Consider the following 21745-nt stretch of genomic DNA (forward strand, 5'->3'; position numbering starts at 1 on the left):
TTTGATCTTTACAACCAATCAGTCAGTGGACAACACACCACGACGTACCTGGTCGCGCTCGATCGATTCGAACAGCGCCTTGAAGTTGCCTTCACCGAAGCCGTCATCACCCTTGCGCTGGATGAATTCGAAGAACACCGGCCCCATCAGGGTTTCCGAGAAGATCTGCAGCAGCAGGCGCTTGTCGCCCGACTCGGACGAACCGTCCAGCAGGATGCCGCGCGCCTGCAACTCGCCTACCGGCTCCCCGTGGTTGGGCAGGCGGCCTTCGAGCATTTCGTAGTAGGTGTCCGGCGGCGCGGTCATGAAGCGCATGCCGATACTTTTCAGGTGATCCCAGGTCTTGATCAGGTCATCGCTGAGGAAGGCCACGTGCTGGATGCCCTCGCCGTTGAACTGCATCAGGAATTCTTCGATCTGCCCGGCGCCCTTGGACGATTCTTCGTTCAGCGGGATGCGGATCATGCCGTCTGGCGCGGTCATGGCCTTGGAGGTCAGGCCGGTGTATTCGCCCTTGATGTCGAAGTAGCGGATTTCGCGGAAGTTGAACAGTTTCTCGTAGAAGTTCGCCCAGTAGGCCATGCGACCGCGGTACACGTTGTGGGTCAGGTGATCGATGATCTTCAGGCCAGCCCCGACCGGGTGACGGTCAACGCCGTCGATGAACACGAAGTCGATGTCGTAGATCGAGTTGCCTTCACCGAAACGGTCGATCAGGTACAGCGGCGCACCGCCGATGCCCTTGATCGCCGGCAGGTTCAGCTCCATCGGGCCAGTCTCGATGTGGATCGGCTGGGCGCCGAGTTCCAGGGCACGCTTGTAGGCCTTTTGCGAATCCTTGACACGGAACGCCATGCCGCACACCGATGGACCGTGCTCGGCGGCAAAGTACGAGGCGACGCTGTGGGGTTCGTTGTTGAGGATCAGGTTGATCGCGCCCTGGCGATACAGGTGCACGTCCTTGGAACGATGGGTCGCGACCTTGGTGAAGCCCATGATCTCGAAGATCGGCTCCAGGGTATTGGGGGTCGGCGATGCAAGTTCGATGAACTCGAAGCCCATCAGGCCCATTGGGTTTTCGTATAAATCTGCCATGGTTGGCGCCTCATCATGCTTTAGGAATTAACCGCTGAAATTAACAAGCGTTAGTTGCTAGCAATGCTGAGAGCGGTGGGTGGCGCACAGGAGATGCCCCGCACGCTGCGGGCGAGGAAATCACCGTAGATCAATTGAAACCCGAATATCTTCATTGTCGACCCAAGGCTCTGAGGGCGAGGCTTCTGCTGCCAGAAGACGATTATTATTGTATGCGTAACCTAATTCTACACAGCGTAACTCAATTTGTCCGCCTTCTGTATCAAATCCCCTTTTCCCCATGGCGCGCAAGGGCTTTGTTACACAAGAAAATCCCCATTGGAATCATCCCTCGGCACAAGTGCCAAGGGCCAACTATCCTGCCTCTTGCTTGAACGCTTGATGGGAAGCATCACTTCCCGCCAGGCGTTGAGAGCCCCACTTCAGCGATACAGGTTTCGCGAATGCCACTGAAAACCAACGCCCACCCGAGAGGCATCAGGCTCGCTGTAACCTTGTTGAGTGGACTGCTGCCGATCCTGCTGGGTTTCGTCATTCTTTACATGCAGGCCGAACGCGTACTCAGGCTCAGCAGCCAACAAACCGCCGAAGAAGCGACTCGCCAATTCGAACTGATGCTCGACAACACCGCCCAGGCGGCGCGCGAGTTGCTGCCGTTGGCTGGCCAAAGCTGCATTGACGTCAACCTCGCGTTGCGCGAGCAGGTGACACGCCGTCCATTCGTGCGCTCGACCAACCTGCTATGGGACGACACTCTCTATTGCAGTTCCCTGTTCGGTGACTATCACGAAAAAATGGCTTCCGGAGATTATGCCAACGGCCAGTTGTTGCTGATTAAGGGCAACCCGGTGACGCCCGACACCGCGTTTTTGGTCTATCGACTCAGCGACGGTAAACGGGGCGCCATGAGCACGCTGGACGGTTACCACCTGAGTAATATCCTGCGCCTGATCGGGCGCCAGACACTGTTGTTGTTGCAAGTCGGGCCGCACTGGTTGTCCGCCGACGGCAGTTTTCACGAAGGCGATCCACCCGAGTTCCCCGTCGCACAAAACACGCTGGCATCTTCGCGTTATCCCTTCAGCGTAACGGCCGGTTTCCCCGAAGGCGAAGTGTGGCGCTACATGAGCAGTGAATATCCGCCACTGTTCAGTTTGTTGCTGTTCTTCGGCGTGATTGCAGGTTTTATCGGGCACGTCATACAGAAGCGTTCCTCGTCGCCAACCCTTGAGATGCAGCGCGCACTGGACGCGGCGGAGTTCGTTCCGTACTTCCAGCCAGTGGTGCATGCGCTGAGCAAAAAATGCACGGGAGTCGAGGTACTGATGCGCTGGAACCATCCCAAGGAAGGTTTGGTCAGCGCCGATCTGTTCATTCCGTTTGCCGAACACAGCGGGCTGATCGTGCCGATGACGCGCTCGATCATGCAACAAACAGCCAGGCTGTTGGCACGGAAGTCGGCATCGTTCGATGAGCCGTTCCATGTGGGCATCAATATCACCGCCAATCATTGCCAGGATCTTGCGCTGGTCGAGGATTGCCGGCAATTCCTCGCCGCCTTTGCCCCGGGCTCCATACACCTGGTGCTGGAGTTGACCGAGCGCAAACTGATCGAGCCCTCGGCCATTACCCATCAATTGTTCGAGCAACTGCATGAGCTTGGCGTAATGATCGCCATCGACGACTTCGGCACCGGCCACTCGAGCCTCGGTTACCTGCGCCAGTTCAACGTGGATTTCCTGAAAATCGACCAGAGCTTCGTCGCCATGATCGGCATCGATACCCTCTCCAGCCACATTCTGGAAAGCATCATCGAGCTGGCGGCCAAGCTTGACCTGGCAATGGTTGCCGAAGGTGTGGAAACCCAGGAGCAAAGTGACTACCTGACGGCCCACAACGTGAACTACCTGCAAGGTTATCTGTTTGGTCGGCCGATACCCGCCGCCGATTTCATTAATGCATTAAGTGATGATTAACTAGTGGCCTTTAGCAGCGATTCAACGACACACCGCACTCCTCCATTTGAATCAAGTACAACTCTTGTTACATGAACAAAAAGTCATGATTTACTCTTGCCCCATTAACTACTACAATTTTTCATGCCTGCATCAGATTGGCAGGTGAGGCATCTAATCCCCGAGTCGCTTCAAGGCTCTTGGCTTATAGCTTTGTTTGCGGTTGGTATCAGCCAAACACACTATTGGAGTAAAGATATTGTCCAGACTCGCTGAATTTCGTGCAGCTGAAAAGGCCCTTCAAGAGCAGCTCAAGCAGCTTGAATCCCTGAAGAACGATGCCGGGCTCAAGAAAGAAATCGAATTCGAAGAAAAGCTCCAGGGGCTGATGAAAACCTACGGCAAGAGCCTGCGCGACATCATCGCCATCCTCGACCCGAACCCGGCAAAATCCGGTCTGCAACAGGCCGCTCCAAAGACCCGCCGCGCCCGCGTGGTCAAGGTTTATCAGAACCCGCATACCGGCGAGCTGATTGAAACCAAGGGCGGCAACCACCGTGGACTGAAGGCCTGGAAGGAACAATACGGTGCCGCCACCGTTGATTCCTGGCTGCGCGGCTAAACCCTCGCACTGAAAAAACAAAGCCCTGCACCTGCAGGGCTTTTTTTCATTGAAGGCATCTAAAGGCAAGGCTGACCGGTACTTTCCCGGCAACTTTGTGCTTAATCCTTTTGGCTATCTAACGGCGTCGGCACAGACATGAAATCGGTGCCTATTGAAGCCTTCAGCTAAAGTTTCAAGCCGTTACGAGCCGCCTCTATTTCATTCTGACTGGCCTTATAAGCTTCGGCCTGCCCGGCGTAGGAAAATACGTAGGCCTTATCGGCATCCACCGCGGCAACCAGTGTTTGAGACAGTACATGCCGACCGTTTTGCGTGATGGTGCAAGTGGTTTCCAGCGCCGGCAAGCGACTCAAGGTGGCCGAGTGAATCCGGTTGCAAACACTTTGATAGCCACCCTGGAAAAAGTCTTTCTGCACTGATTTGCGCATCTCCAGCAACACAGCTTCCAGGTTCACCTGGTGATCGGGTTGCACCCGGCTCACGGTCAATTCCATCACCATCAACGGCATGCCTTGCGCGTCGTTCTTGACCGCGCGCTGGCGACTGACACCGGAGCCGGCTTCGCCTTGGGCAACGGCTTCGACCTGCCAGCCCGGCGGCCACGCCACGACGGGCTCATCGGCGTGAGCCCGGGCCAACACAGAAAGCACACCACTCAGGATAATCAACGACCTGCACAATCGAATCATTACCATCAACACCCAGCCAGTTAGCCCTGAAGTTTGATCTTCGGCCGGCGGTCAGGCAATAGCAGACGCTTTGGGTTTGGTGATGTCGCAACCCATGCGTATCATTGTCGGCAGCCCATTTAATTTCCGGAGGGCCCATGAGCCTGCAAGATCTGAACACCTTCCCCGGCGTGACCGCACAGCCTGACACCGCCACCCAGAAATTTGTCTTCAACCACACCATGTTGCGGGTCAAGGACATCACCAAGTCCCTGGACTTCTACACGCGCGTTCTCGGCTTCTCGCTGGTGGAGAAACGCGATTTTCCAGAAGCTGAATTCAGCCTGTACTTCCTCGCCCTGGTCGACAAGCGTCAGATTCCGGCCGATGCCGCCGAGCGCACGCAATGGATGAAATCGATCCCGGGCATTCTGGAACTGACCCATAACCACGGCACCGAGAACGATGCGGACTTCGCCTATCACAACGGCAATACCGACCCGCGCGGATTCGGCCACATCTGCATCTCGGTGCCGGACATCGTGGCTGCGTGCGAACGCTTCGAAGCGCTGGGCTGCGATTTCCAGAAGCGCCTGAACGATGGCTGCATGAAGAGCCTGGCGTTCATCAAGGACCCGGATGGGTATTGGGTCGAAATCATCCAGCCAGCCCCCCTGTAAAAATCTGGCTTGATCGTTCCCACGCTCCGCGTGGTAACGATCAGCAAAAAAAACCCCATGATCATTCATGGGGTTTTGTGTTTTCAGCGCCCGGTTTACGCCGGGGCCGAGGTGCGAATCAAGTGGTCGAATGCGCTAAGGGAAGCCTTGGCGCCCTCGCCCACCGCGATCACGATCTGCTTGTAGGGCACCGTGGTCACATCGCCTGCCGCGAACACACCCGGTATCGATGTCTCGCCACGGGCATCGACGATGATCTCGCCACGCGGCGACAACTCAATGGTGCCCTTGAGCCAATCGGTATTGGGCAACAGACCGATCTGCACAAAGATCCCTTCCAGTTCCACGCTGCGCAATTCGTCGCTCTCGCGATCTTTATAGCGCAAGCCGTTGACCTTCTGCCCGTCGCCCATCACTTCAGTGGTTTGCGCACGGGTGATCACCGTCACGTTCGGCAGGCTGTGCAACTTGCGCTGCAATACCGCATCGGCACGCAGCTGCACATCGAACTCCAGCAGCGTGACATGGGCCACGATACCGGCCAGGTCGATGGCCGCTTCGACGCCTGAGTTACCGCCGCCAATCACCGCCACACGCTTGCCTTTGAACAACGGGCCGTCGCAGTGCGGGCAGTACGCCACGCCCTTGTTGCGATATTCCTGCTCACCGGGCACGTTCATTTCGCGCCAGCGTGCACCCGTGGCCACGATCACCGTCCTGGCTTTGAGTTTCGCGCCGCTGGCGAAGTGGACTTCGTGCAGCTCGCCGTCTTTGCCCGGCAGCAATTTGTCGGCGCGCTGCAGGTTCATGATGTCCACGTCGTACTGCTTGACGTGCTCTTCAAGCGCGACCGCCAGTTTTGGCCCTTCGGTTTCCTGCACGGAGATGAAGTTTTCGATGGCCATGGTATCCAGCACCTGGCCACCAAAACGTTCGGCAGCGACACCGGTGCGAATGCCTTTGCGCGCGGCATAGATGGCCGCCGCAGCACCGGCCGGGCCACCGCCCACCACCAGTACGTCAAAGGCTTCCTTGGCGCTGATCTTCTCGGCCTGGCGCTCGATGCCGCTGGTGTCGATTTTGCCGAGGATTTCTTCCAGGCCCATGCGGCCCTGGCCGAAGTTCACGCCGTTGAGGTAGATGCTCGGTACCGCCATGATCTGGCGCTCATCGACTTCAGCCTGGAAGAGCGCGCCGTCGATGGCGACGTGGCGAATATTGGGGTTGAGTACCGCCATCAGGTTCAACGCCTGGACCACGTCCGGGCAGTTCTGGCAGGACAGCGAGAAATACGTCTCGAAGTTGAATTCGCCTTTGAGCGAGCGGATCTGTTCGATCACTTCGACACTGGCCTTGGAGGGGTGGCCGCCGACTTGCAGCAAGGCCAGCACCAGGGAGGTGAATTCATGGCCCATGGGGATGCCAGCGAAACGCAGGCTGATATCCGCGCCGGGGCGGTTGATCGAGAACGATGGCTTGCGTGCATCGTCACCGTTATCGAGCAAGGTAATCTGGCTGGAAAGACTGGCAACGTCTTTCAGCAGTGCGAGCATTTCCTGGGATTTCGCACCGTCGTCGAGGGAGGCAACGATCTCGATCGGCTGGGTGACCCGTTCCAGGTACGATTTCAACTGGGCTTTAAGATTGGCGTCCAACATACGGGCGATTTCCATGCTGTTTGGTGAAGAGACGGAGACGAAAAAAACGCCCGAGCGAATCACGCCCGGGCGTTTTTATTGGGCGGTGCAGCTTGCTTAGAAGGTGCGGAAGTCCGCCCTGATGAAGCGCGTCACAGACTTAGATCTTGCCAACCAGGTCCAGGGACGGCGCCAGAGTGGCCTCGCCTTCTTTCCACTTGGCTGGGCAAACCTGGCCTGGGTGAGCGGCGACGTATTGGGCAGCCTTGATCTTGCGCAGCAACTCGCTGGCGTCACGGCCAACACCGCCGTCGTTCAGTTCAACGATCTTGATCTGGCCTTCAGGGTTGATCACGAAGGTGCCACGGTCAGCCAGGCCAGCTTCTTCGATCAGTACGTCGAAGTTGCGGGAGATGGCGTGGGTCGGGTCGCCGATCATGGTGTACTGGATCTTGCCGATGGCTGGCGAAGTGTTGTGCCAAGCAGCGTGGGCGAAATGGGTGTCGGTGGAAACACTGTAGATCTCGACGCCCAGCTTCTGGAACGCGTCGTAGTTGTCAGCGAGGTCTTCCAGCTCGGTCGGGCAAACGAAGGTGAAGTCGGCCGGGTAGAAGAACACCACCGACCACTTGCCTTTAAGGTCAGCGTCCGAGACTTTTACGAAGTCGCCATTTTTGAATGCGTCAGCTTTGAACGGTTTAACTTGGCTGTTGATGATAGGCATCGTTGACTCTCCGTCAGGGGTTAAGAAGTTGATGGAGAGAACTTTACCCACTCGACGGACGGTTGGCTCATTGGCAAACCTCATGCCGCTGATTGGCTTTCGCTATTAGCCGACTGCATTGATAGAAGAAAACCGAATTTACCCCGACAAATGCTAGAATGCGTTTTTCGTGGTACGTACCACACAGCAAAACAGCAGGAGATCTCATGGCCCGTGGCGGCGTGAACAAACAAGTGGTGCAAGCGGCGCGATTGGCGATCCTGGCCCGCGGCGAAAATCCCAGCATCGATGCCGTACGGATCGAAATGGGCAATACCGGCTCGAAAACCACGATCCATCGCTACATGAAGGAGCTCGATGATAGCACCCCGGGGCCAGACGAAGCCCCTTCCGAGCCGATCGACGAAGAGTTGCTGGCGCTGGTAACACGCCTCGCGCAGCGCCTTAAAGAGCAGGCCCAGGAACCCATTGACCAGGCCCGCGAACAGTACGAGCAACAACGCAAGGCGCTGGAAACGCAACTGCAGCAAGCCGAGCAAGCCAATACGCAACTGCAGCAACACTACGAGCTGCAGAGCCTGGCACTGACCCAGGAATCCGAGGCACTGCAAAGCACGCGCACCCTGCTTCAGGGTGAACAAACGCGCAATGCCGGGCAGACTCAGGCACTGGCTGATTTTGAGCTGCGCCTGCAGGACAAAGACGAGCAGATTCGCTCGCTGGAAGAGAAACACCTGCACAGTCGTGATGCCCTGGAGCACTACCGCAACGCGATCAACGAGCAGCGCGAGCAAGAGCAAAGCCGCCACGAAGGCCAGGTGCAGCAACTGCAGATGGAGTTGCGCCAAGCCCAACAAAGCGCCTTGGTACGCCAGGACGAAATCACCCAGCTGCACCGCGACAACGAACGCCTGCTGACGGAAAATCGCGGCACACTGCGCGAGCTGAGCCTGCTGCAAGAGCAACTCAAGCAAAGCAACACCCGCCAGGATCAACTGCTCGACCAGGCCACGCGTGTCGACAGCGAGCGCACCCTCCTCCAGGAACGCCTGCGCGTAGCCATGCTGGAAAGCCAGGCGCTCAAGCAGAGCGTCGAGGAACAAGCGCAGCTCAACAAGGCACTGGAAATCGAACTGCAGAAAGCCCGGGCCGACCTCGAAAAAAGCCTACGCCTGGCCGCTGCCAATGCAGCAGCGCCAGACGTCGCCAGGGTCGATTAAGCGCCGACCGGTGTACGCAGGGTGACAAACTCTTCGGCGGCCGTCGGGTGCACACCGATGGTTTCGTCGAAGTGGCGCTTGGTGGCGCCGGCCTTCAAGGCGATAGCCAGGCCCTGGACGATTTCGCCAGCCTCCGGCCCCACCATGTGGCAGCCCAGCACCTTGTCGGTCTGGGCATCCACCACCAGTTTCATCAGCGTGCGCTCCTGACATTCGGTCAGGGTCAGCTTCATCGGCCGGAAGCGGCTTTCGAAGATCTGTACCTCGTGGCCCGCCTCGCGCGCTTCTTCCTCGGTCAGGCCGACCGTGCCGATATTAGGCAGGCTGAACACCGCCGTCGGGATCATCTTGTAATCCACCGGGCGATACTGCTCAGGCTTGAACAAGCGTCGCGCCACCGCCATGCCTTCAGCCAGCGCCACCGGCGTCAGCTGCACCCGGCCGATCACATCGCCCAGGGCCAGGATCGAAGGCTCGGCCGTCTGGTACAGGTCGTCCACCTCGACGAAGCCTTTCTGGTCGAGCTTCACCGCGGTATTTTCCAGCCCGAGATTGTCCAGCATCGGACGTCGACCGGTGGCGTAGAACACGCAATCGGCCTCCAGCTGACGACCATCCTTGAGCGTCACTTTCAAACTGCCATCGGCTTGCTTGTCGATACGCTCGATGTCGGCATTGAATTGCAGGTCCATGCCGCGCTTGGTCAGTTCTTCCTGCAAATGCTTGCGCACGGAACCGTCAAAGCCCCGCAGGAACAGCTCACCGCGATACAGCAAGGTGGTCTGCGCACCCAGGCCGTGGAAGATCCCGGCGAATTCGACGGCAATGTAACCACCGCCCACCACCAGCACACGCTTGGGCAGTTCCTTGAGGAAGAACGCCTGGTTGGAACTGATCGCGTGCTCGTGCCCCGGAATCTCGGGAATCTGCGGCCAGCCACCGGTAGCGATCAGAATGTTCTTAGCCGTGTGGCGCTCGCCATTGATCTCGACCGTATGCGGGTCGACGATCTTGGCGTGGCCTTCGTGCAGCGTCACGCCACTGTTGACCAGCAGGTTGCGGTAAATGCCGTTGAGGCGATTGATCTCGCGATCCTTGTTGGCGATCAGCGTCGCCCAGTCGAACTGCGCCTCGTCCAGGCTCCAGCCAAAACCCGAAGCCTGCTCGAAGTCCTCGGCGAAATGCGCGCCGTACACCAGCAGCTTTTTCGGCACGCAGCCGACGTTTACGCAAGTGCCGCCCAGGTAGCGACTCTCGGCCACCGCCACTGTCGCGCCGAAGCCGGCCGCAAACCGGGCCGCCCGCACACCGCCAGAACCGGCGCCAATCACATAAAGGTCAAAATCGTAGGCCATTTTCTATCTCCTCGGCAGGTGACCAGCATACCTGTGGATAGCCGCGGAGCAAGCATTGCGCTGAAATGCCCGGGCCGCGCGCTGCACGGACCCGTCTTCGTTTTCGATCAATGCCCCACTGCAGATTGCGTGTTCGGTGTCCGCAGAGTGCGCCAGGCAATCAAAATCGCCATGAGTGCCAAGCCGAACGTCACCCACGAAACCAAACCGATTCCACCTTCGAATGCCCTTCCCGCCTGCACCATCAACTCCCTTGCTTGACCACCCGGCAAGTCTGCCGCCACATGATAGGCGCCAGGCAGCGTCTCCCCCGCCAGTATCATCTGCACTTCGCTCAGAAACCCCGGAAGCTGCAATGCACCGCGATAGTAGGCGGTGACGACACCGCCGAGCACTGTCGTCCCCAAAACTACGCCCACTTCATAGGCCGTTTCGCTAATGGCCGACGCGGCGCCCGCCTTTGCCGGTGGTGCAGCTGACAAAATCACATCATTGGATACCGTCGCGATCGCGCCCACGCCAATGTTCAACAAGGCAAAAGCCACCACTAGAACGGTCAGACTACTGCCCATGCTGGCGACCAGCAAAAACGCCGACCCAGCAAACGCCATCAAAATTGGTATCAGCACATGTACTTGTATTCGCTGCGCGACAGGCACGACCGCCATACCCACGACAATCGCCATGACCTGACCAGGCACCAACGCGAGACTGGCACTCAAGGGCGACATCTGAAGTACGATCTGCAAGAACTGAGTGGTAAAGAATACGAAGCCAACGAGAAACGCGAGACTCATCAAATTGATCGCGACAGAGCCGCTAAAGGTGCCACTGCGGAACAGACTCAGGTCCATCAGCGGCATTGGCAGACTTAACTGTCGACGCACAAACATCCAGCCCGCTATTGCGCTTACTGCAAATGCGGTCAGCGCCATCCAGTCGATACCATTACTGGCGCTGTGTTTGATGCCATAAACAATGGCACCAAGAGCGAACATCGATTGCAGGATGCTCATAGGATCCAACGGTCCTGAAGCATCTCGCCCGGATTCGGGCAACAACAGTGGTCCCAACACCAGCAATGGCACCAACACGGGCACCGCCAACAGGAAAATCGACCCCCAACTGAAAAATTCCAGCAACACCCCACCCACCAAAGGACCGAGTGCCGAGCCGACCGTCAACGTCGTTGCCCAGATCGCGACTGCCAGTCTGCGCTCCTCTCGGTCCTCGAACACCGAACGTATCAACGCCAACGTTGAAGGCATCAGCATTGCACCGAAAACGCCCATACAAGCTCGCCCGGCAATCAGCTGCGTGGCGGTATCGGAATACGCGGTTAGCACCGACACAATCACAAAACCCAAGGACCCGGCCAACAACAACTTACGATGACCGACTCGATCCCCCAGACTACCCATCGACACCAGCAACCCCGCCAATACCAGCGAGTAAGCATCGATCATCCACAACTGCTGGCTAGCACTCGGACGCAGGGCCGCGGCAATCTTTGGCAGCGCGAATCCAAGCACCGTATTGTCAACTGTCACCAACAATACAGGCAGCATCAGTACGCTTAGGCCTAACCACCGCCTTGTTCGGCGTTGCGCCGCGCCGCTTGTCGAAGCCATTCACGAACCTCCTTGTAATTATAAGAAGCCGGGGTAATCAGCCCCACGGCTCGATCCATACGTGTCACCGCGGCAATACATCCGTCGCTTGAACAATGTGCGCGCACATAGTCTCAGTTAAAACTAACGTTAGTAACGAGCAGCAGGCGTCATTTAGCTGTCTCTATCCGAAAATCAGAATTTTCTCTCGAAAAGCCAGGCAAAGGATGTAAGCGAATTCTTACGTACTCGTGCGCTGTAGAAGCCAGAGGGCCGCGATCCGACTTGCCGGTGAACCAGACGCTGCGGTGTGTCTGTTAGAGCGCGTTATTGTTCTTCGCCGGCAAGCCTGGCTCCTACAAGAAACCAGGCGCTTTTTTAGCGCGCACAAAAACAAACGCCCCGATCAAGTCGGGGCGTTTATTCAGGCCTTCATCAGCTTGTTGGCAGCTGGTGAAGCTCGTTTTTCAATACAAGCCGCTGAGGCGCTATCAGTAAGCCTTGCCCGTCTTGTAGAAGTTCTCGAAGCAGAAGTTGGTCGCGTCGATGTAGCCTTCGGCGCCGCCGCAGTCGAAACGCTTGCCCTTGAACTTGTAGGCCATCACGCAGCCGTTCTGGGCCTGTTTCATCAGGGCGTCGGTGATCTGGATTTCGCCGCCCTTGCCTGGCTCGGTCTGTTCGATCAAGTCGAAGATGTCCGGGGTCAGGATGTAGCGACCGATGATGGCCAGGTTCGACGGCGCATCTTCAGGTTTTGGTTTTTCCACCATGCTGTGCACGCGGTAGATGTCGTCGCGGATCATCTCGCCGGCGATCACGCCGTACTTGTTGGTCTCTTGCGGGTCGACTTCCTGGATGGCCACGATCGAGCAGCGGAACTGCTTGTACAGCTTGACCATCTGGGTCAGTACGCCGTCGCCTTCGAGGTTGACGCACAGGTCGTCCGCCAGCACCACGGCGAAGGGTTCGTCGCCGATCAGCGGACGGCCGGTCAGGATCGCGTGGCCCAGGCCTTTCATTTCGGTCTGGCGGGTGTAGGAGAACGAGCAGTTGTCGAGCAGCTTGCGGATGCCGACCAGGTACTTTTCCTTGTCGGTGCCCTTGATCTGGTTTTCCAGCTCGTAGCTGATGTCGAAATGGTCTTCCAGGGCGCGCTTGCCACGACCGGTGACGATGGAGATTTCGGTCAACCCGGCGTCCAGTGCTTCTTCGACGCCGTACTGGATCAGTGGCTTGTTTACCACCGGCAGCATTTCTTTAGGCATGGCTTTGGTCGCTGGGAGGAAGCGAGTGCCGTAACCGGCTGCTGGAAACAAGCATTTCTTGATCATATAAGTCCTTGAAAGGGCTGTGTGTACGGGTTTCGGCGCAGTCTAATCAGGCGGCGTACACCTTACAATGCCCCGCACTGGCTAACCGATGCCATCATAGAGAAATATTCTCGCCGTTAGTTCCGCGGCGAGCACCGCGAATGGACCGACAGCCTGTTATTGATAGCAGAGTCCGCCAGGTTTGCACGCCAAGTCAACCCATGGCCAAGTGCACCAACCCGCGCCCAGCGGCACCCGAACGGTGCATTTGGCGGTATCATGGCGCCCTTGAACCAGCCAACGAGGCAAATAGATGTCAGAAGCAAAAAGCGTCAACGGGTACTTGATCAACAAGGCCAAAGACGGTCAGTGGTGGGTAGCCGGCGTTGGCGGTGAGAACATTGCCGGACCTTTCCCGTCCGAAGCCATGGCGATCGAAGTGGCATCGGTGTTGCAACTGGAACACCCGGCACCGAAACGACGGGGCAAGGACAAGATTTGATCCAGGCCTGACGCCCTGCCCTTGTGCAGGGCTTCTTTTGCAAATATCCGCAAGAAGTGGCCTTTGGCTATAACCTTTTGCCCACCGCGCTGTCACAGGCTTTGCCCCCTCATCCTGACGACGACAACGACATGACCAAATTTTTGCCGCTGATAGCGGTCCTGGCCCTCAGTGGCTGCGCCACCTCCGAAACCACCTACCTGAACAATGGCGAACAAGGCCTGGCCATTGACTGCTCCGGCGAGGCCAATTCCTGGGCGACCTGCTACGAAAAGGCCGATGCGTCTTGCGCCGGCACCGGATACCGGATCGTTGGCACTGACGGCTCACCCGCCCCCAAGGAAAGCGACAAGACCCTTGGCGTCGACGTTGGCAACTACAAGAATCGTAGCGTCGTGGTGGTCTGCAAATAGGGCATCAAGCCCTACATGTGGATTTCGGCGAACTTGATCCCCAGGCCGCGTACGGTCTCGATCAGTTCGTCGAGACTGCTGAAGGACTCGACTTCGTCGCTTTCGTCTACCAGGAAAAAACTGCGCCCGGCGCTTTTCTTGAAAAAAACGATCCACTCCCCCGGATTCGCCGGGTTCTGAATCACATGGGTGGCGCAGATTTGGCCCTCTGCATGCCGCTCCCGTACCCGCTCTCGCTTCATGTTCGACTCCAGAAATGACAATGCCGGCAAAGGCAACCTTTGACGGCATTGGTGCTGACGGTCGACAGTCTATCAGCCGGAAATGCACGCCGTGGCGGCATCGCGTACATCGAAGGGACGTATCGGCACATTGGAGATGCGCTCGTGCAGCTTGATGCTGCTGCCACCAGAGCGCTGTTCGATATCAAACACCGCGGCCGGCCCCGAGGAAAGCTTCTGCGGCACGATCACCCGCACCCCGTCTTTCTGCGTCTCGACCTGCAAGGCGCCACGGCTGTCGGCGAGTTTTTCGCTCAGGCATTGGGCGTACTCAAGGGGCTTCTTGCCGGAAATCACATTCATCGTCGGCAGCGTCTGGTTGATGTCCGAGACACTTGCACAACCACCGATTGCCAGGACCCACGGCAAGCCAAACATGCCCCACTTCATATGAAATCTCCAATAAAGACCCTCGGACAGCACAAATACGGGTTTTCTCCGGGCTTGACTGCTTTTTTCTTCCCAGGCACGCGATATATGCATTTTTATTGTCCACCCGGGCCCGGAGAGCCGGATAATAACGCCCCGGGGCTGATAAACTGCGCCAATCGACCATGCTATCGTTTTGATTTTGTAGAAAAAGCCCTTCTGGAGGCGCCTCATGAAATTTATCCACCAGCGCGAGCACCTCAACGAGGACGACATCGTCGTCATTCAATGCTCGCAAACGTGCAACATTCGCTTGATGAACGACGCCAACTTCCGCAGCTTCAAGAATGGCGGTCGTCACACCTATCACGGCGGCGCGTTCGACACCTTCCCGGCCCGCATCACGGCGCCGAGCACCGGGTTCTGGAACATCACCATCGATACGGTCAACCGCCGGCCGATCAGTGTGACGCGCAAGCCGACCCTGACGCATTCGATCAAGATCATCCGCCGCTCCAGCTCGAAACTGAGCTGAGTAGCGCCTTAATACACAGACTGACAGGTATGACCGTGGCCCAGACGACCAAATACGTCATCAAGTACAAACTCAATGGCGAACGCCGCTTCGAATTTGCCCAACTGGAAAACGGCACGGCAGAAGAAGCCAAAGCCGCGCTGGACGCGCTTCATGGCCAGGGCGAAGACGTCATCAGCGACATCAGCGTCAGCAAAGCGCTGTAACAACGCCTGGAGCGACAATATGGACGTCCGCTCCCTGGCGACATTCGACCGCAAGTGTCGGAGTGTCTGCATTCGTCATACCCCTTAGTCTCGCCACCTCGATAACCTGAGGGCCTGGCAATGAGCGAGCAATACCTGGACAAGCTGGACTGGCCCCTGCTGGAACAGCAACTCGATGCGGACGGCTGCGCGGTCATTGCATCGCTGTTGAGCCCCAGGGCCTGTGATCAGATCAGCGCCTTGTACGGCCAATCCGAACACTTTCGCTCGCATGTGATCATGGCCCGGCACGGTTTCGGTCGTGGCGAATACAAGTATTTCGACTACCCCTTGCCGCCGCTGGTGGCCCGCCTGCGCAGCGCGCTCTACCCGCGACTGGTGCCGCTAGCCAATCGCTGGCATGAGCAGATGGATTTGCCGAGCCGTTTTCCCGAGAGCCTTCCGGCCTTCCTCGAACGTTGTCACGCCGCTGGCCAACAGCGTCCGACACCCTTGCTGCTGCAATACGGACCACAGGACTACAACTGCTTGCATCAGGATGTGTATGGCGAGCATGTGTTCCCGCTCCAGGTGGCGATTCTTCTGTCGACGCCTGGGGAGGATTTCACCGGCGGTGAGTTCGTGCTGACCGAGCAGCGGCCGCGCATGCAGTCGCGCCCGCAGGTCATCGGTCTGAAAAAAGGCGACGGCCTGATCTTCGCGGTCAACCAGCGCCCGGTCAAAGGCGTGCGCGGTTACTATCGGGTCACCCTGCGCCACGGCGTCAGTCGCCTGCACAGTGGAAAACGGCATACTCTTGGGATCATCTTTCACGACGCATCATGAGCACCATGAAACCGACCACCCTGGACTTGTTTGCCGATGCAGAGCCCGAGCAGGATCGCCGACGCGAGCAGATCGGCGAACAGTCCTACGTCCTCAGGGGCTATGCCCTGCCCTGGCTTACGCGCTTGCTGCCAGCACTGGAGACCGTGTTGGCGACCGCACCGTTCCGGCAAATGGTCACCCCTGGCGGCTTCACCATGTCGGTGGCCCTGAGCAGTTGCGGGACCTGGGGCTGGACCACCGACCGCAGTGGTTATCGCTACACCCGCGAGGATCCCCGGACCGGCCTGCCTTGGCCCCCCATGCCCGAGGTGTTTTTGCAATTGGCGCAGGCGGCGGCACGGGAAGCAGGATTTGCCGATTTCGTGCCGGACTCCTGCCTGATCAATCGCTATGTGCCCGGGGCGAAAATGTCCTTGCATCAGGACAAGGACGAAAAATCCTACGCTGCACCCATCGTTTCAGTATCGCTGGGGCTACCCGCAATGTTTCTGTTCGGCGGCTTCGCGCGCAGCGACAAAAGCCAACGGGTGCCGTTGCTGCATGGCGACATCGTGGTCTGGGGCGGCGTGGATCGCTTGCGTTATCACGGTGTGCTGCCGATCAAGGATGGCTACCATCCACGCTTGGGCAAGCAGCGGATCAACTTCACGTTTCGTACCGCGCGGTGAGACCGTGGAGTTTGACCGCAAGCGCCGGAGTGTGGGCCTACGGGCCGCTGGTTAATCTGCGGCAAACGGGTCAACGGATGTAAAGCCATGACAAGCCAATCGACAACGAGCAGCACCGAAAACGATCCACGCTGGGCCGCGGTGGTCGCCCGCGATCCACAGGCGGACGGGCAGTTTGTCTATGCGGTGAAAACCACCGGGATCTACTGCAACCCCAGCAGCCTCTCGCGCTTGCCGAAACCGCAGAACGTCGAGTTCTTCGACAGCGCCGAACTTGCCCAGGCCGCCGGTTATCGCCCAAGCAAGCGCGCGGCCAAGGACCAAAGCGCGGTCGCCGCGCAACATGCCGCCACCGTGGCCGCCGCGTGTCGCCAGATCGAAACCGCCGAGGCGCTGCCCGCGCTGAACGAGCTGGCGCAAGCGGCAGGATTGAGCAGTTTTCATTTCCATCGGGTGTTCAAATCCGTGACCGGCCTGACGCCCAAAGGCTACGCCGCGGCCCATCGTTCGCGCCGAATGCGCGAACGGCTGGCGGATGGCCATTCGGTCACCGATGCGTTGTACGACGCCGGCTTCAACTCCAACAGCCGTTTCTATGAAGCGGCGGATCAGGTGTTGGGGATGAAACCGACTGATTACCGTGCCGCGGGGCAAAACAATGACATTCGTTTTGCGGTTGGCCAGTGTTCCCTCGGCGCGATCCTGGTGGCGCAAAGCGCGCGTGGGGTCTGCGCGATTCTCCTGGGTGACGATCCGCAGCAACTGGTTTGCGACCTGCAGGACAAGTTTCGCCGCGCCACACTGATCGGTGCCGATCAGGCCTTCGAACAGTTGATCGCCAGGGTCGTGGGCTTCATCGAAGCCCCGGCCCTGGGGCTGGACTTGCCACTGGATGTGCGCGGCACCGCATTTCAGGAGCGGGTCTGGCAAGCCCTGCGGGACATCCCCTTTGGCAGCACCGCCAGCTACGCCGACATCGCCCAACGCATCGGCAACCCCAAAGCAGTGCGCGCAGTGGCGCAAGCTTGCGGCGCGAACAGCCTGGCAGTCGCGATCCCCTGTCACCGCGTGGTACGCAGCGATGGCAACCTGTCGGGGTATCGTTGGGGCGTGGAGCGCAAGCGGCAATTGCTGGAACGGGAGAAACCCCTGTAGGAGCGAGCAGGCTCCGGGCGGCGTTCCGACGATGGTCGTCAACGATGACGCTGGGCACCTGACACCAAACGGTGCTCTCAGGTTTTTCGCGAGCAGGCTCGCTCCTACAGTCGATCAGCGATTCACATCCACCACCACTCGCCCGCGCAGCTGTCCGGCCAGCAGGCGCGGGGCGGCTTCGATCGCTTCGCTCAAAGCGATTTCATGGCTGATCAACGGCAACAAGTTAAAGTCCAGATCCTTGGCCAATCGACTCCAGGCCTCTACACGCCTGGCTTTGGGCTGGGTCACGCTGTTAATCCCGGCCAGCGTCACGCCGCGCAGGATAAAGGGCGCGACGCTGGCCGGAAAGTCCATGCCCTGGGCCAGTCCACAAGCGGCGACGGTGCCTTCGGAGCGGGTACTGGCACAGGCGTTGGCCAGGGTGTGACTACCCACCGAGTCGATGACCGCAGCCCAACGTTCCTTGGCCAGCGGCTTGCCGGGCTCGGATAAGGTGGCGCGATCGATGATTTCACTGGCGCCCAGTTGCTTGAGGTATTCGTGTTCCGACAGGCGACCAGTGGAAGCGACGACGCGATAGCCAAGCTTGCTCAGCAATGCGATGGCGAAACTGCCCACGCCGCCGTTGGCCCCGGTGACCAGAACCTCGCCTTGGTCGGGCGTCACACCGTTGCGCTCCAGCGCCATGATGCACAGCATCGCCGTGTAGCCTGCCGTGCCGATGGCCATGGCCTGGGCTTCAGTGAAGGCCTCGGGCAACGCAATCAGCCATTCGCCCTTGAGACGCGCCTTTTGCGCCAGGCCACCCCAATGCCCTTCGCCCACGCCCCAGCCATTGAGCAGGACTTTGTCACCCGCCTTGTAGTCCGGATGCGTGCTGACCTCGACAGTCCCCGCCAGGTCGATCCCCGGCACCATCGGGAATTTGCGCACCACCGGGCTGCTGCCGGTGATCGCCAGGCCATCCTTGAAATTCAGCGTGCTGTACGCCACACGCACCGTCACATCGCCCTCGGGCAGCTGGTCTTCATTGATCTGTTGCAGTGTGGCCCGGTACCCGCTTTCGTCTTTGTCGATCAAAATACCTTGGAACATTGCTGCCTCCTGGTGGGTTCACCTGTTGTGGTGTGATTTAAATACCACTTCGCAAAATATTACCGTATTGGACTTTAAGCCAATTCGCCTGCGGCAGACATGACTGGCATAACCGCAGGCATTGCTGTTACAAATCGAGCCCTGCCCGGTTCCAACGTCGGAGTACAACTGAAATGAGTCAATGGCCAGATACGCGCATTCTTGACCTGCTCGGGATCGAGCTGCCGATCATCCAGGCCCCCATGGCCGGCGCCACCACCGCTGCCATGGTCATTGCGGCGAGCAACGCCGGCGGCCTCGGCTCGATGCCTGCCGCCATGCTGAGCGTCGAGCAATTGCGTGACGAACTCAAGGGCATTCGCCAACACTGCCAGCGCCCGATCAACGTCAACTTCTTCTGCCATCAACCGCCGGCGGTCGACGAGCAACGCGCCCAGGACTGGAAAAACCTGCTGCAGCCCTATTACCGCGAATTGGGTGTCGACTTCGATGCACCGACACCGGTGTCCAATCGCGCGCCGTTCGACCAGGTTGCCTGCGAAGTGGTCGAACAATTGCGCCCCGAAGTCGTGAGTTTCCACTTTGGCCTGCCGGAAAAATCCCTGCTGGATCGGGTCAAGGCCACCGGGGCAAAGGTACTGTCCTCGGCCACCACCGTCGAAGAAGCCATCTGGCTCGAGCAGCAGGGTTGCGACGCGATCATCGCCATGGGTCTTGAGGCGGGCGGGCATCGGGGCATGTTTCTCAGTGATGACCTGAGCAGCCAGGTCGGCACCTTCGCCCTGGTGCCCCAAGTGGTCGATGCCGTGAACGTACCGGTGATTGCCGCTGGCGGCATTGCCGATGCTCGGGGTGTGGCGGCGGCGTTCATGTTGGGGGCTTCGGCGGTGCAAGTGGGCACGGCGTACCTCTTCACGCCAGAGGCCAAGGTCAGTGCCGCGCATCACCAGGCCTTGCGGACCGCCAGGGAACGCGAGACCGCGGTCACCAACATTTTCACCGGTCGCCCGGCACGGGGGATACTCAATCGGGTAATGCGCGAGCTCGGGCCGATGAGCGACCAGGCGCCGCGTTTTCCCCTCGCAGGCGGTGCATTGCTGCCGTTGCGTGCCAAAGCCGAGGCAGACTTCAGCAACCTCTGGGCCGGACAGGCGTTCACCCTGGGGGTTGAGTCGGGTACCGCCGAATTGACCCGACGCCTGGCCGAGGAAGGGTTGGCGAAGTTGCTCCGGCGCTGACCGTGGTGGCGGGCAACACGGTTAACGCTGCAACACATTCCGTTTACCGGAATTTCGCTATATATTCCGATATATAGCGATTCACCCATCTTGCAGCACTTGCCTGTGACGGAGCCGTTTCATGACCATTCGTGCCTCACGTTTTGCCCCCACTTGCCTGGCGAGCCTGCTCGCCGTGTTCGCCTTCGGCTGCGCTCAGGCAGACGAAGTCCAGGTTGCTGTCGCTGCCAACTTCACCGCGCCGATCCAGGCCATTGCCGCTGACTTCGAGAAGGACACCGGGCACAAACTGGTCACGGCTTTCGGTGCCACCGGCCAGTTCTATACCCAGATCAAGAATGGCGCGCCGTTCGAGGTGTTCCTCTCGGCAGACGACACCACCGCGCAAAAACTTGAAGCCGAAGGCGACACCGTCAAGGGCTCGCGCTTCACCTACGCCATCGGCACGCTGGCCCTGTGGTCGGCCAAGGCAGGCTACGTCGATGCCAAGGGCAACGTCCTGAGCGATAACACCTATCAGCATCTGTCCATCGCCAACCCGAAAGCCGCGCCTTACGGCCTGGCGGCGACCCAGGTGCTGGCCAAAAAAGGCCTGGCCGACAAGGTCAAGGACAAGCTCGTCGAAGGCCAGAACATCACCCAGGCCTACCAGTTCGTGTCCACCGGCAATGCCGAACTCGGCTTCGTTGCCTTGTCGCAGATCTACAAGGACGGCAAGATCACCAGCGGCTCGGCGTGGATCGTCCCGGCCGACCTGCATGACCCGATCAAGCAAGACGCAGTCATCCTCAACAAGGGCAAGGATAATCCGGCCGCCAAGGCACTGGTCGAGTACCTCAAGGGGCCAAAAGCCGCTGCCATCATCAAGTCCTACGGTTACCAGATCTAAATGTCGCTATCGAGTGCCGATTTTTCCGCCATCTGGCTGACCCTGAAACTGGCGTCCCTGACGACCGTCATCCTGTTGCTGGTCGGTACTCCACTGGCGCTATGGCTCTCGCGCACACAATCCTGGCTGCGCGGCCCGGTCGCGGCGATCGTCGCCCTGCCCCTGGTGCTGCCACCCACGGTGATCGGTTTCTATCTGTTGCTGGCCCTCGGCCCCCACGGGTTTGTCGGCCAGTTAACCCAATCCCTCGGGCTTGGCACCCTCACGTTCAGTTTTTCAGGGTTGGTGATCGGCTCGGTGCTGTATTCGATGCCGTTCGTGGTCCAGCCGCTGCAAAACGCTTTTTCCGCCATTGGCACCCGTCCGCTGGAAGTGGCCGCCACCCTGCGCGCCGGTCCCTGGGACACATTTCTCAGCGTCACCCTGCCCCTGGCCAGGCCCGGTTTCATCACCGCGGCCATCCTCGGCTTTGCCCACACCGTCGGCGAATTCGGCGTGGTGCTGATGATCGGCGGCAACATCCCCGACAAGACCCGAGTGGTCTCGGTGCAGATCTACGATCACGTCGAAGCCATGGAATATGCCCAGGCCCATTGGCTGGCCGGGGTCATGCTGGTGTTCTCATTTGCAGTGTTGCTGGCGCTGTACTCCAGCCGTAAAACCAAAACAGGCTGGAGCTGATCG

At 59.0% G+C, this 21745-nt stretch carries 24 protein-coding genes and 1 pseudogene; 15 read left to right on the forward strand and 10 right to left on the reverse strand.

Going from position 1 to position 21745, the window contains the following annotated elements:
• Positions 1–18: 18 nt before the first annotated feature.
• Positions 19–1095 (reverse strand): 4-hydroxyphenylpyruvate dioxygenase, encoded by a 1077-nt coding sequence (hppD, locus tag PSUM_RS05925; RefSeq protein ID WP_083349193.1) that lies wholly within the window; start codon positions 1093–1095, stop codon positions 19–21.
• A gap of 443 nt (positions 1096–1538) precedes the next feature.
• Here hppD and PSUM_RS05930 point away from each other — a divergent pair, with 443 nt between their 5' ends.
• A complete protein-coding gene (locus tag PSUM_RS05930) occupies positions 1539–3071 on the forward strand; it encodes an EAL domain-containing protein (RefSeq protein WP_083349194.1) in 1533 nt (510 codons plus the stop codon).
• Between the two features lie 238 nt (positions 3072–3309).
• Positions 3310–3672, forward strand: a complete 363-nt coding sequence (locus tag PSUM_RS05935; RefSeq protein WP_008065377.1) for a histone-like nucleoid-structuring protein, MvaT/MvaU family — start codon at positions 3310–3312, stop codon at positions 3670–3672.
• A 167-nt stretch (positions 3673–3839) separates the two neighbouring features.
• Here the strand turns inward: PSUM_RS05935 and PSUM_RS05940 are convergent, their stop codons facing one another.
• Positions 3840–4364 carry a DUF4946 domain-containing protein gene (locus PSUM_RS05940; RefSeq protein WP_033044130.1) on the reverse strand — a complete coding sequence of 175 codons (525 nt, stop codon included), beginning with the start codon at positions 4362–4364 and terminating at the stop codon, positions 3840–3842.
• 137 nt (positions 4365–4501) lie between these two features.
• Here PSUM_RS05940 and gloA point away from each other — a divergent pair, with 137 nt between their 5' ends.
• Positions 4502–5023 (forward strand): lactoylglutathione lyase, encoded by a 522-nt coding sequence (gene gloA, locus PSUM_RS05945; protein ID WP_033044123.1) that lies wholly within the window; start codon positions 4502–4504, stop codon positions 5021–5023.
• Positions 5024–5118: 95 nt separating this feature from the next.
• On the opposite strand, the gene ahpF is transcribed toward gloA, so the two are convergent.
• Both ahpF and ahpC read right to left on the reverse strand, forming a co-directional pair.
• Positions 5119–6681, reverse strand: coding sequence for an alkyl hydroperoxide reductase subunit F (gene ahpF, locus PSUM_RS05950; protein ID WP_020797215.1), 1563 nt, complete (start codon positions 6679–6681; stop codon positions 5119–5121).
• 139 nt (positions 6682–6820) lie between these two features.
• The gene (ahpC, locus tag PSUM_RS05955; protein ID WP_007975937.1) at positions 6821–7384 is read right to left on the reverse strand and encodes an alkyl hydroperoxide reductase subunit C; all 564 of its coding nucleotides are present in this window, start codon (positions 7382–7384) and stop codon (positions 6821–6823) included.
• Between the two features lie 206 nt (positions 7385–7590).
• On the opposite strand from ahpC, the gene PSUM_RS05960 reads away from it, so the two are divergent.
• Entirely contained in the window at positions 7591–8604 is a 1014-nt protein-coding gene (locus PSUM_RS05960; protein WP_033044125.1) for a DNA-binding protein, read from the forward strand.
• Here PSUM_RS05960 and gorA read toward each other — a convergent pair.
• The 3 genes from gorA to galU all read right to left on the reverse strand — a co-directional run bounded on the left by gorA (position 8601) and on the right by galU (position 12900).
• Positions 8601–9959, reverse strand: coding sequence for a glutathione-disulfide reductase (gene gorA, locus PSUM_RS05965; RefSeq protein ID WP_083349195.1), 1359 nt, complete (start codon positions 9957–9959; stop codon positions 8601–8603). The genes PSUM_RS05960 and gorA overlap by 4 nt on opposite strands.
• 107 nt (positions 9960–10066) lie before the next feature.
• A complete protein-coding gene (locus PSUM_RS05970; RefSeq protein ID WP_083349196.1) occupies positions 10067–11590 on the reverse strand; it encodes an MFS transporter in 1524 nt (507 codons plus the stop codon).
• Between the two features lie 470 nt (positions 11591–12060).
• The gene (galU, locus tag PSUM_RS05975; protein ID WP_008065368.1) at positions 12061–12900 is read right to left on the reverse strand and encodes a UTP--glucose-1-phosphate uridylyltransferase GalU; all 840 of its coding nucleotides are present in this window, start codon (positions 12898–12900) and stop codon (positions 12061–12063) included.
• 292 nt (positions 12901–13192) lie between these two features.
• Between galU and PSUM_RS05980 the strand changes: the two genes are divergently transcribed.
• Together PSUM_RS05980 and PSUM_RS05985 are read left to right on the forward strand one after the other, a co-directional pair.
• Positions 13193–13381 carry a hypothetical protein gene (locus PSUM_RS05980; protein ID WP_020797219.1) on the forward strand — a complete coding sequence of 63 codons (189 nt, stop codon included), beginning with the start codon at positions 13193–13195 and terminating at the stop codon, positions 13379–13381.
• A 131-nt stretch (positions 13382–13512) separates the two neighbouring features.
• Positions 13513–13794: a lipoprotein gene (locus PSUM_RS05985; protein WP_033040807.1), complete on the forward strand. Its 282-nt coding sequence runs from the start codon at positions 13513–13515 to the stop codon at positions 13792–13794.
• A gap of 11 nt (positions 13795–13805) precedes the next feature.
• Here the strand turns inward: PSUM_RS05985 and PSUM_RS05990 are convergent, their stop codons facing one another.
• Positions 13806–14036 carry a hypothetical protein gene (locus PSUM_RS05990; protein WP_020797221.1) on the reverse strand — a complete coding sequence of 77 codons (231 nt, stop codon included), beginning with the start codon at positions 14034–14036 and terminating at the stop codon, positions 13806–13808.
• A 72-nt stretch (positions 14037–14108) separates the two neighbouring features.
• Positions 14109–14465, reverse strand: a complete 357-nt coding sequence (locus tag PSUM_RS05995) for a hypothetical protein (protein WP_020797222.1) — start codon at positions 14463–14465, stop codon at positions 14109–14111.
• A gap of 211 nt (positions 14466–14676) precedes the next feature.
• Between PSUM_RS05995 and PSUM_RS06000 the strand changes: the two genes are divergently transcribed.
• From PSUM_RS06000 to PSUM_RS32085, 6 genes and pseudogenes are all read left to right on the forward strand, one after another.
• Positions 14677–14979, forward strand: a complete 303-nt coding sequence (locus PSUM_RS06000; protein ID WP_008065357.1) for a DUF1883 domain-containing protein — start codon at positions 14677–14679, stop codon at positions 14977–14979.
• Positions 14980–15014: 35 nt separating this feature from the next.
• Positions 15015–15185 (forward strand): hypothetical protein, encoded by a 171-nt coding sequence (locus PSUM_RS31790; RefSeq protein ID WP_093935766.1) that lies wholly within the window; start codon positions 15015–15017, stop codon positions 15183–15185.
• A 120-nt stretch (positions 15186–15305) separates the two neighbouring features.
• A complete protein-coding gene (locus PSUM_RS06010; protein WP_083349197.1) occupies positions 15306–16010 on the forward strand; it encodes a 2OG-Fe(II) oxygenase in 705 nt (234 codons plus the stop codon).
• A 5-nt stretch (positions 16011–16015) separates the two neighbouring features.
• A complete protein-coding gene (gene alkB / locus PSUM_RS06015) occupies positions 16016–16681 on the forward strand; it encodes a DNA oxidative demethylase AlkB (protein ID WP_083350160.1) in 666 nt (221 codons plus the stop codon).
• Positions 16682–16768: 87 nt separating this feature from the next.
• Positions 16769–17836: a bifunctional DNA-binding transcriptional regulator/O6-methylguanine-DNA methyltransferase Ada gene (gene ada / locus PSUM_RS06020; RefSeq protein ID WP_083349198.1), complete on the forward strand. Its 1068-nt coding sequence runs from the start codon at positions 16769–16771 to the stop codon at positions 17834–17836.
• A 31-nt stretch (positions 17837–17867) separates the two neighbouring features.
• Positions 17868–17948 (forward strand): annotated as a pseudogene (locus PSUM_RS32085) (outer membrane lipoprotein carrier protein LolA); the annotation flags it as partial.
• A 2-nt stretch (positions 17949–17950) separates the two neighbouring features.
• Here PSUM_RS32085 and acuI read toward each other — a convergent pair.
• Positions 17951–18934 carry an acrylyl-CoA reductase (NADPH) gene (gene acuI / locus PSUM_RS06025; RefSeq protein WP_033042223.1) on the reverse strand — a complete coding sequence of 328 codons (984 nt, stop codon included), beginning with the start codon at positions 18932–18934 and terminating at the stop codon, positions 17951–17953.
• Between the two features lie 173 nt (positions 18935–19107).
• Here acuI and PSUM_RS06030 point away from each other — a divergent pair, with 173 nt between their 5' ends.
• From PSUM_RS06030 to modB, 3 genes are all read left to right on the forward strand, one after another.
• The gene (locus PSUM_RS06030; RefSeq protein ID WP_083349199.1) at positions 19108–20172 is read left to right on the forward strand and encodes an NAD(P)H-dependent flavin oxidoreductase; all 1065 of its coding nucleotides are present in this window, start codon (positions 19108–19110) and stop codon (positions 20170–20172) included.
• A gap of 121 nt (positions 20173–20293) precedes the next feature.
• Positions 20294–21061, forward strand: coding sequence for a molybdate ABC transporter substrate-binding protein (modA, locus tag PSUM_RS06035; RefSeq protein WP_083349200.1), 768 nt, complete (start codon positions 20294–20296; stop codon positions 21059–21061).
• The gene (modB, locus tag PSUM_RS06040) at positions 21062–21742 is read left to right on the forward strand and encodes a molybdate ABC transporter permease subunit (RefSeq protein ID WP_083349201.1); all 681 of its coding nucleotides are present in this window, start codon (positions 21062–21064) and stop codon (positions 21740–21742) included.
• The last annotated feature ends 3 nt before the right edge of the window (positions 21743–21745 follow it).

The sequence above is a fragment of the Pseudomonas umsongensis genome, from assembly GCF_002236105.1.
GTDB classification, from domain to species: Bacteria; Pseudomonadota; Gammaproteobacteria; order Pseudomonadales; family Pseudomonadaceae; genus Aquipseudomonas; species Aquipseudomonas umsongensis.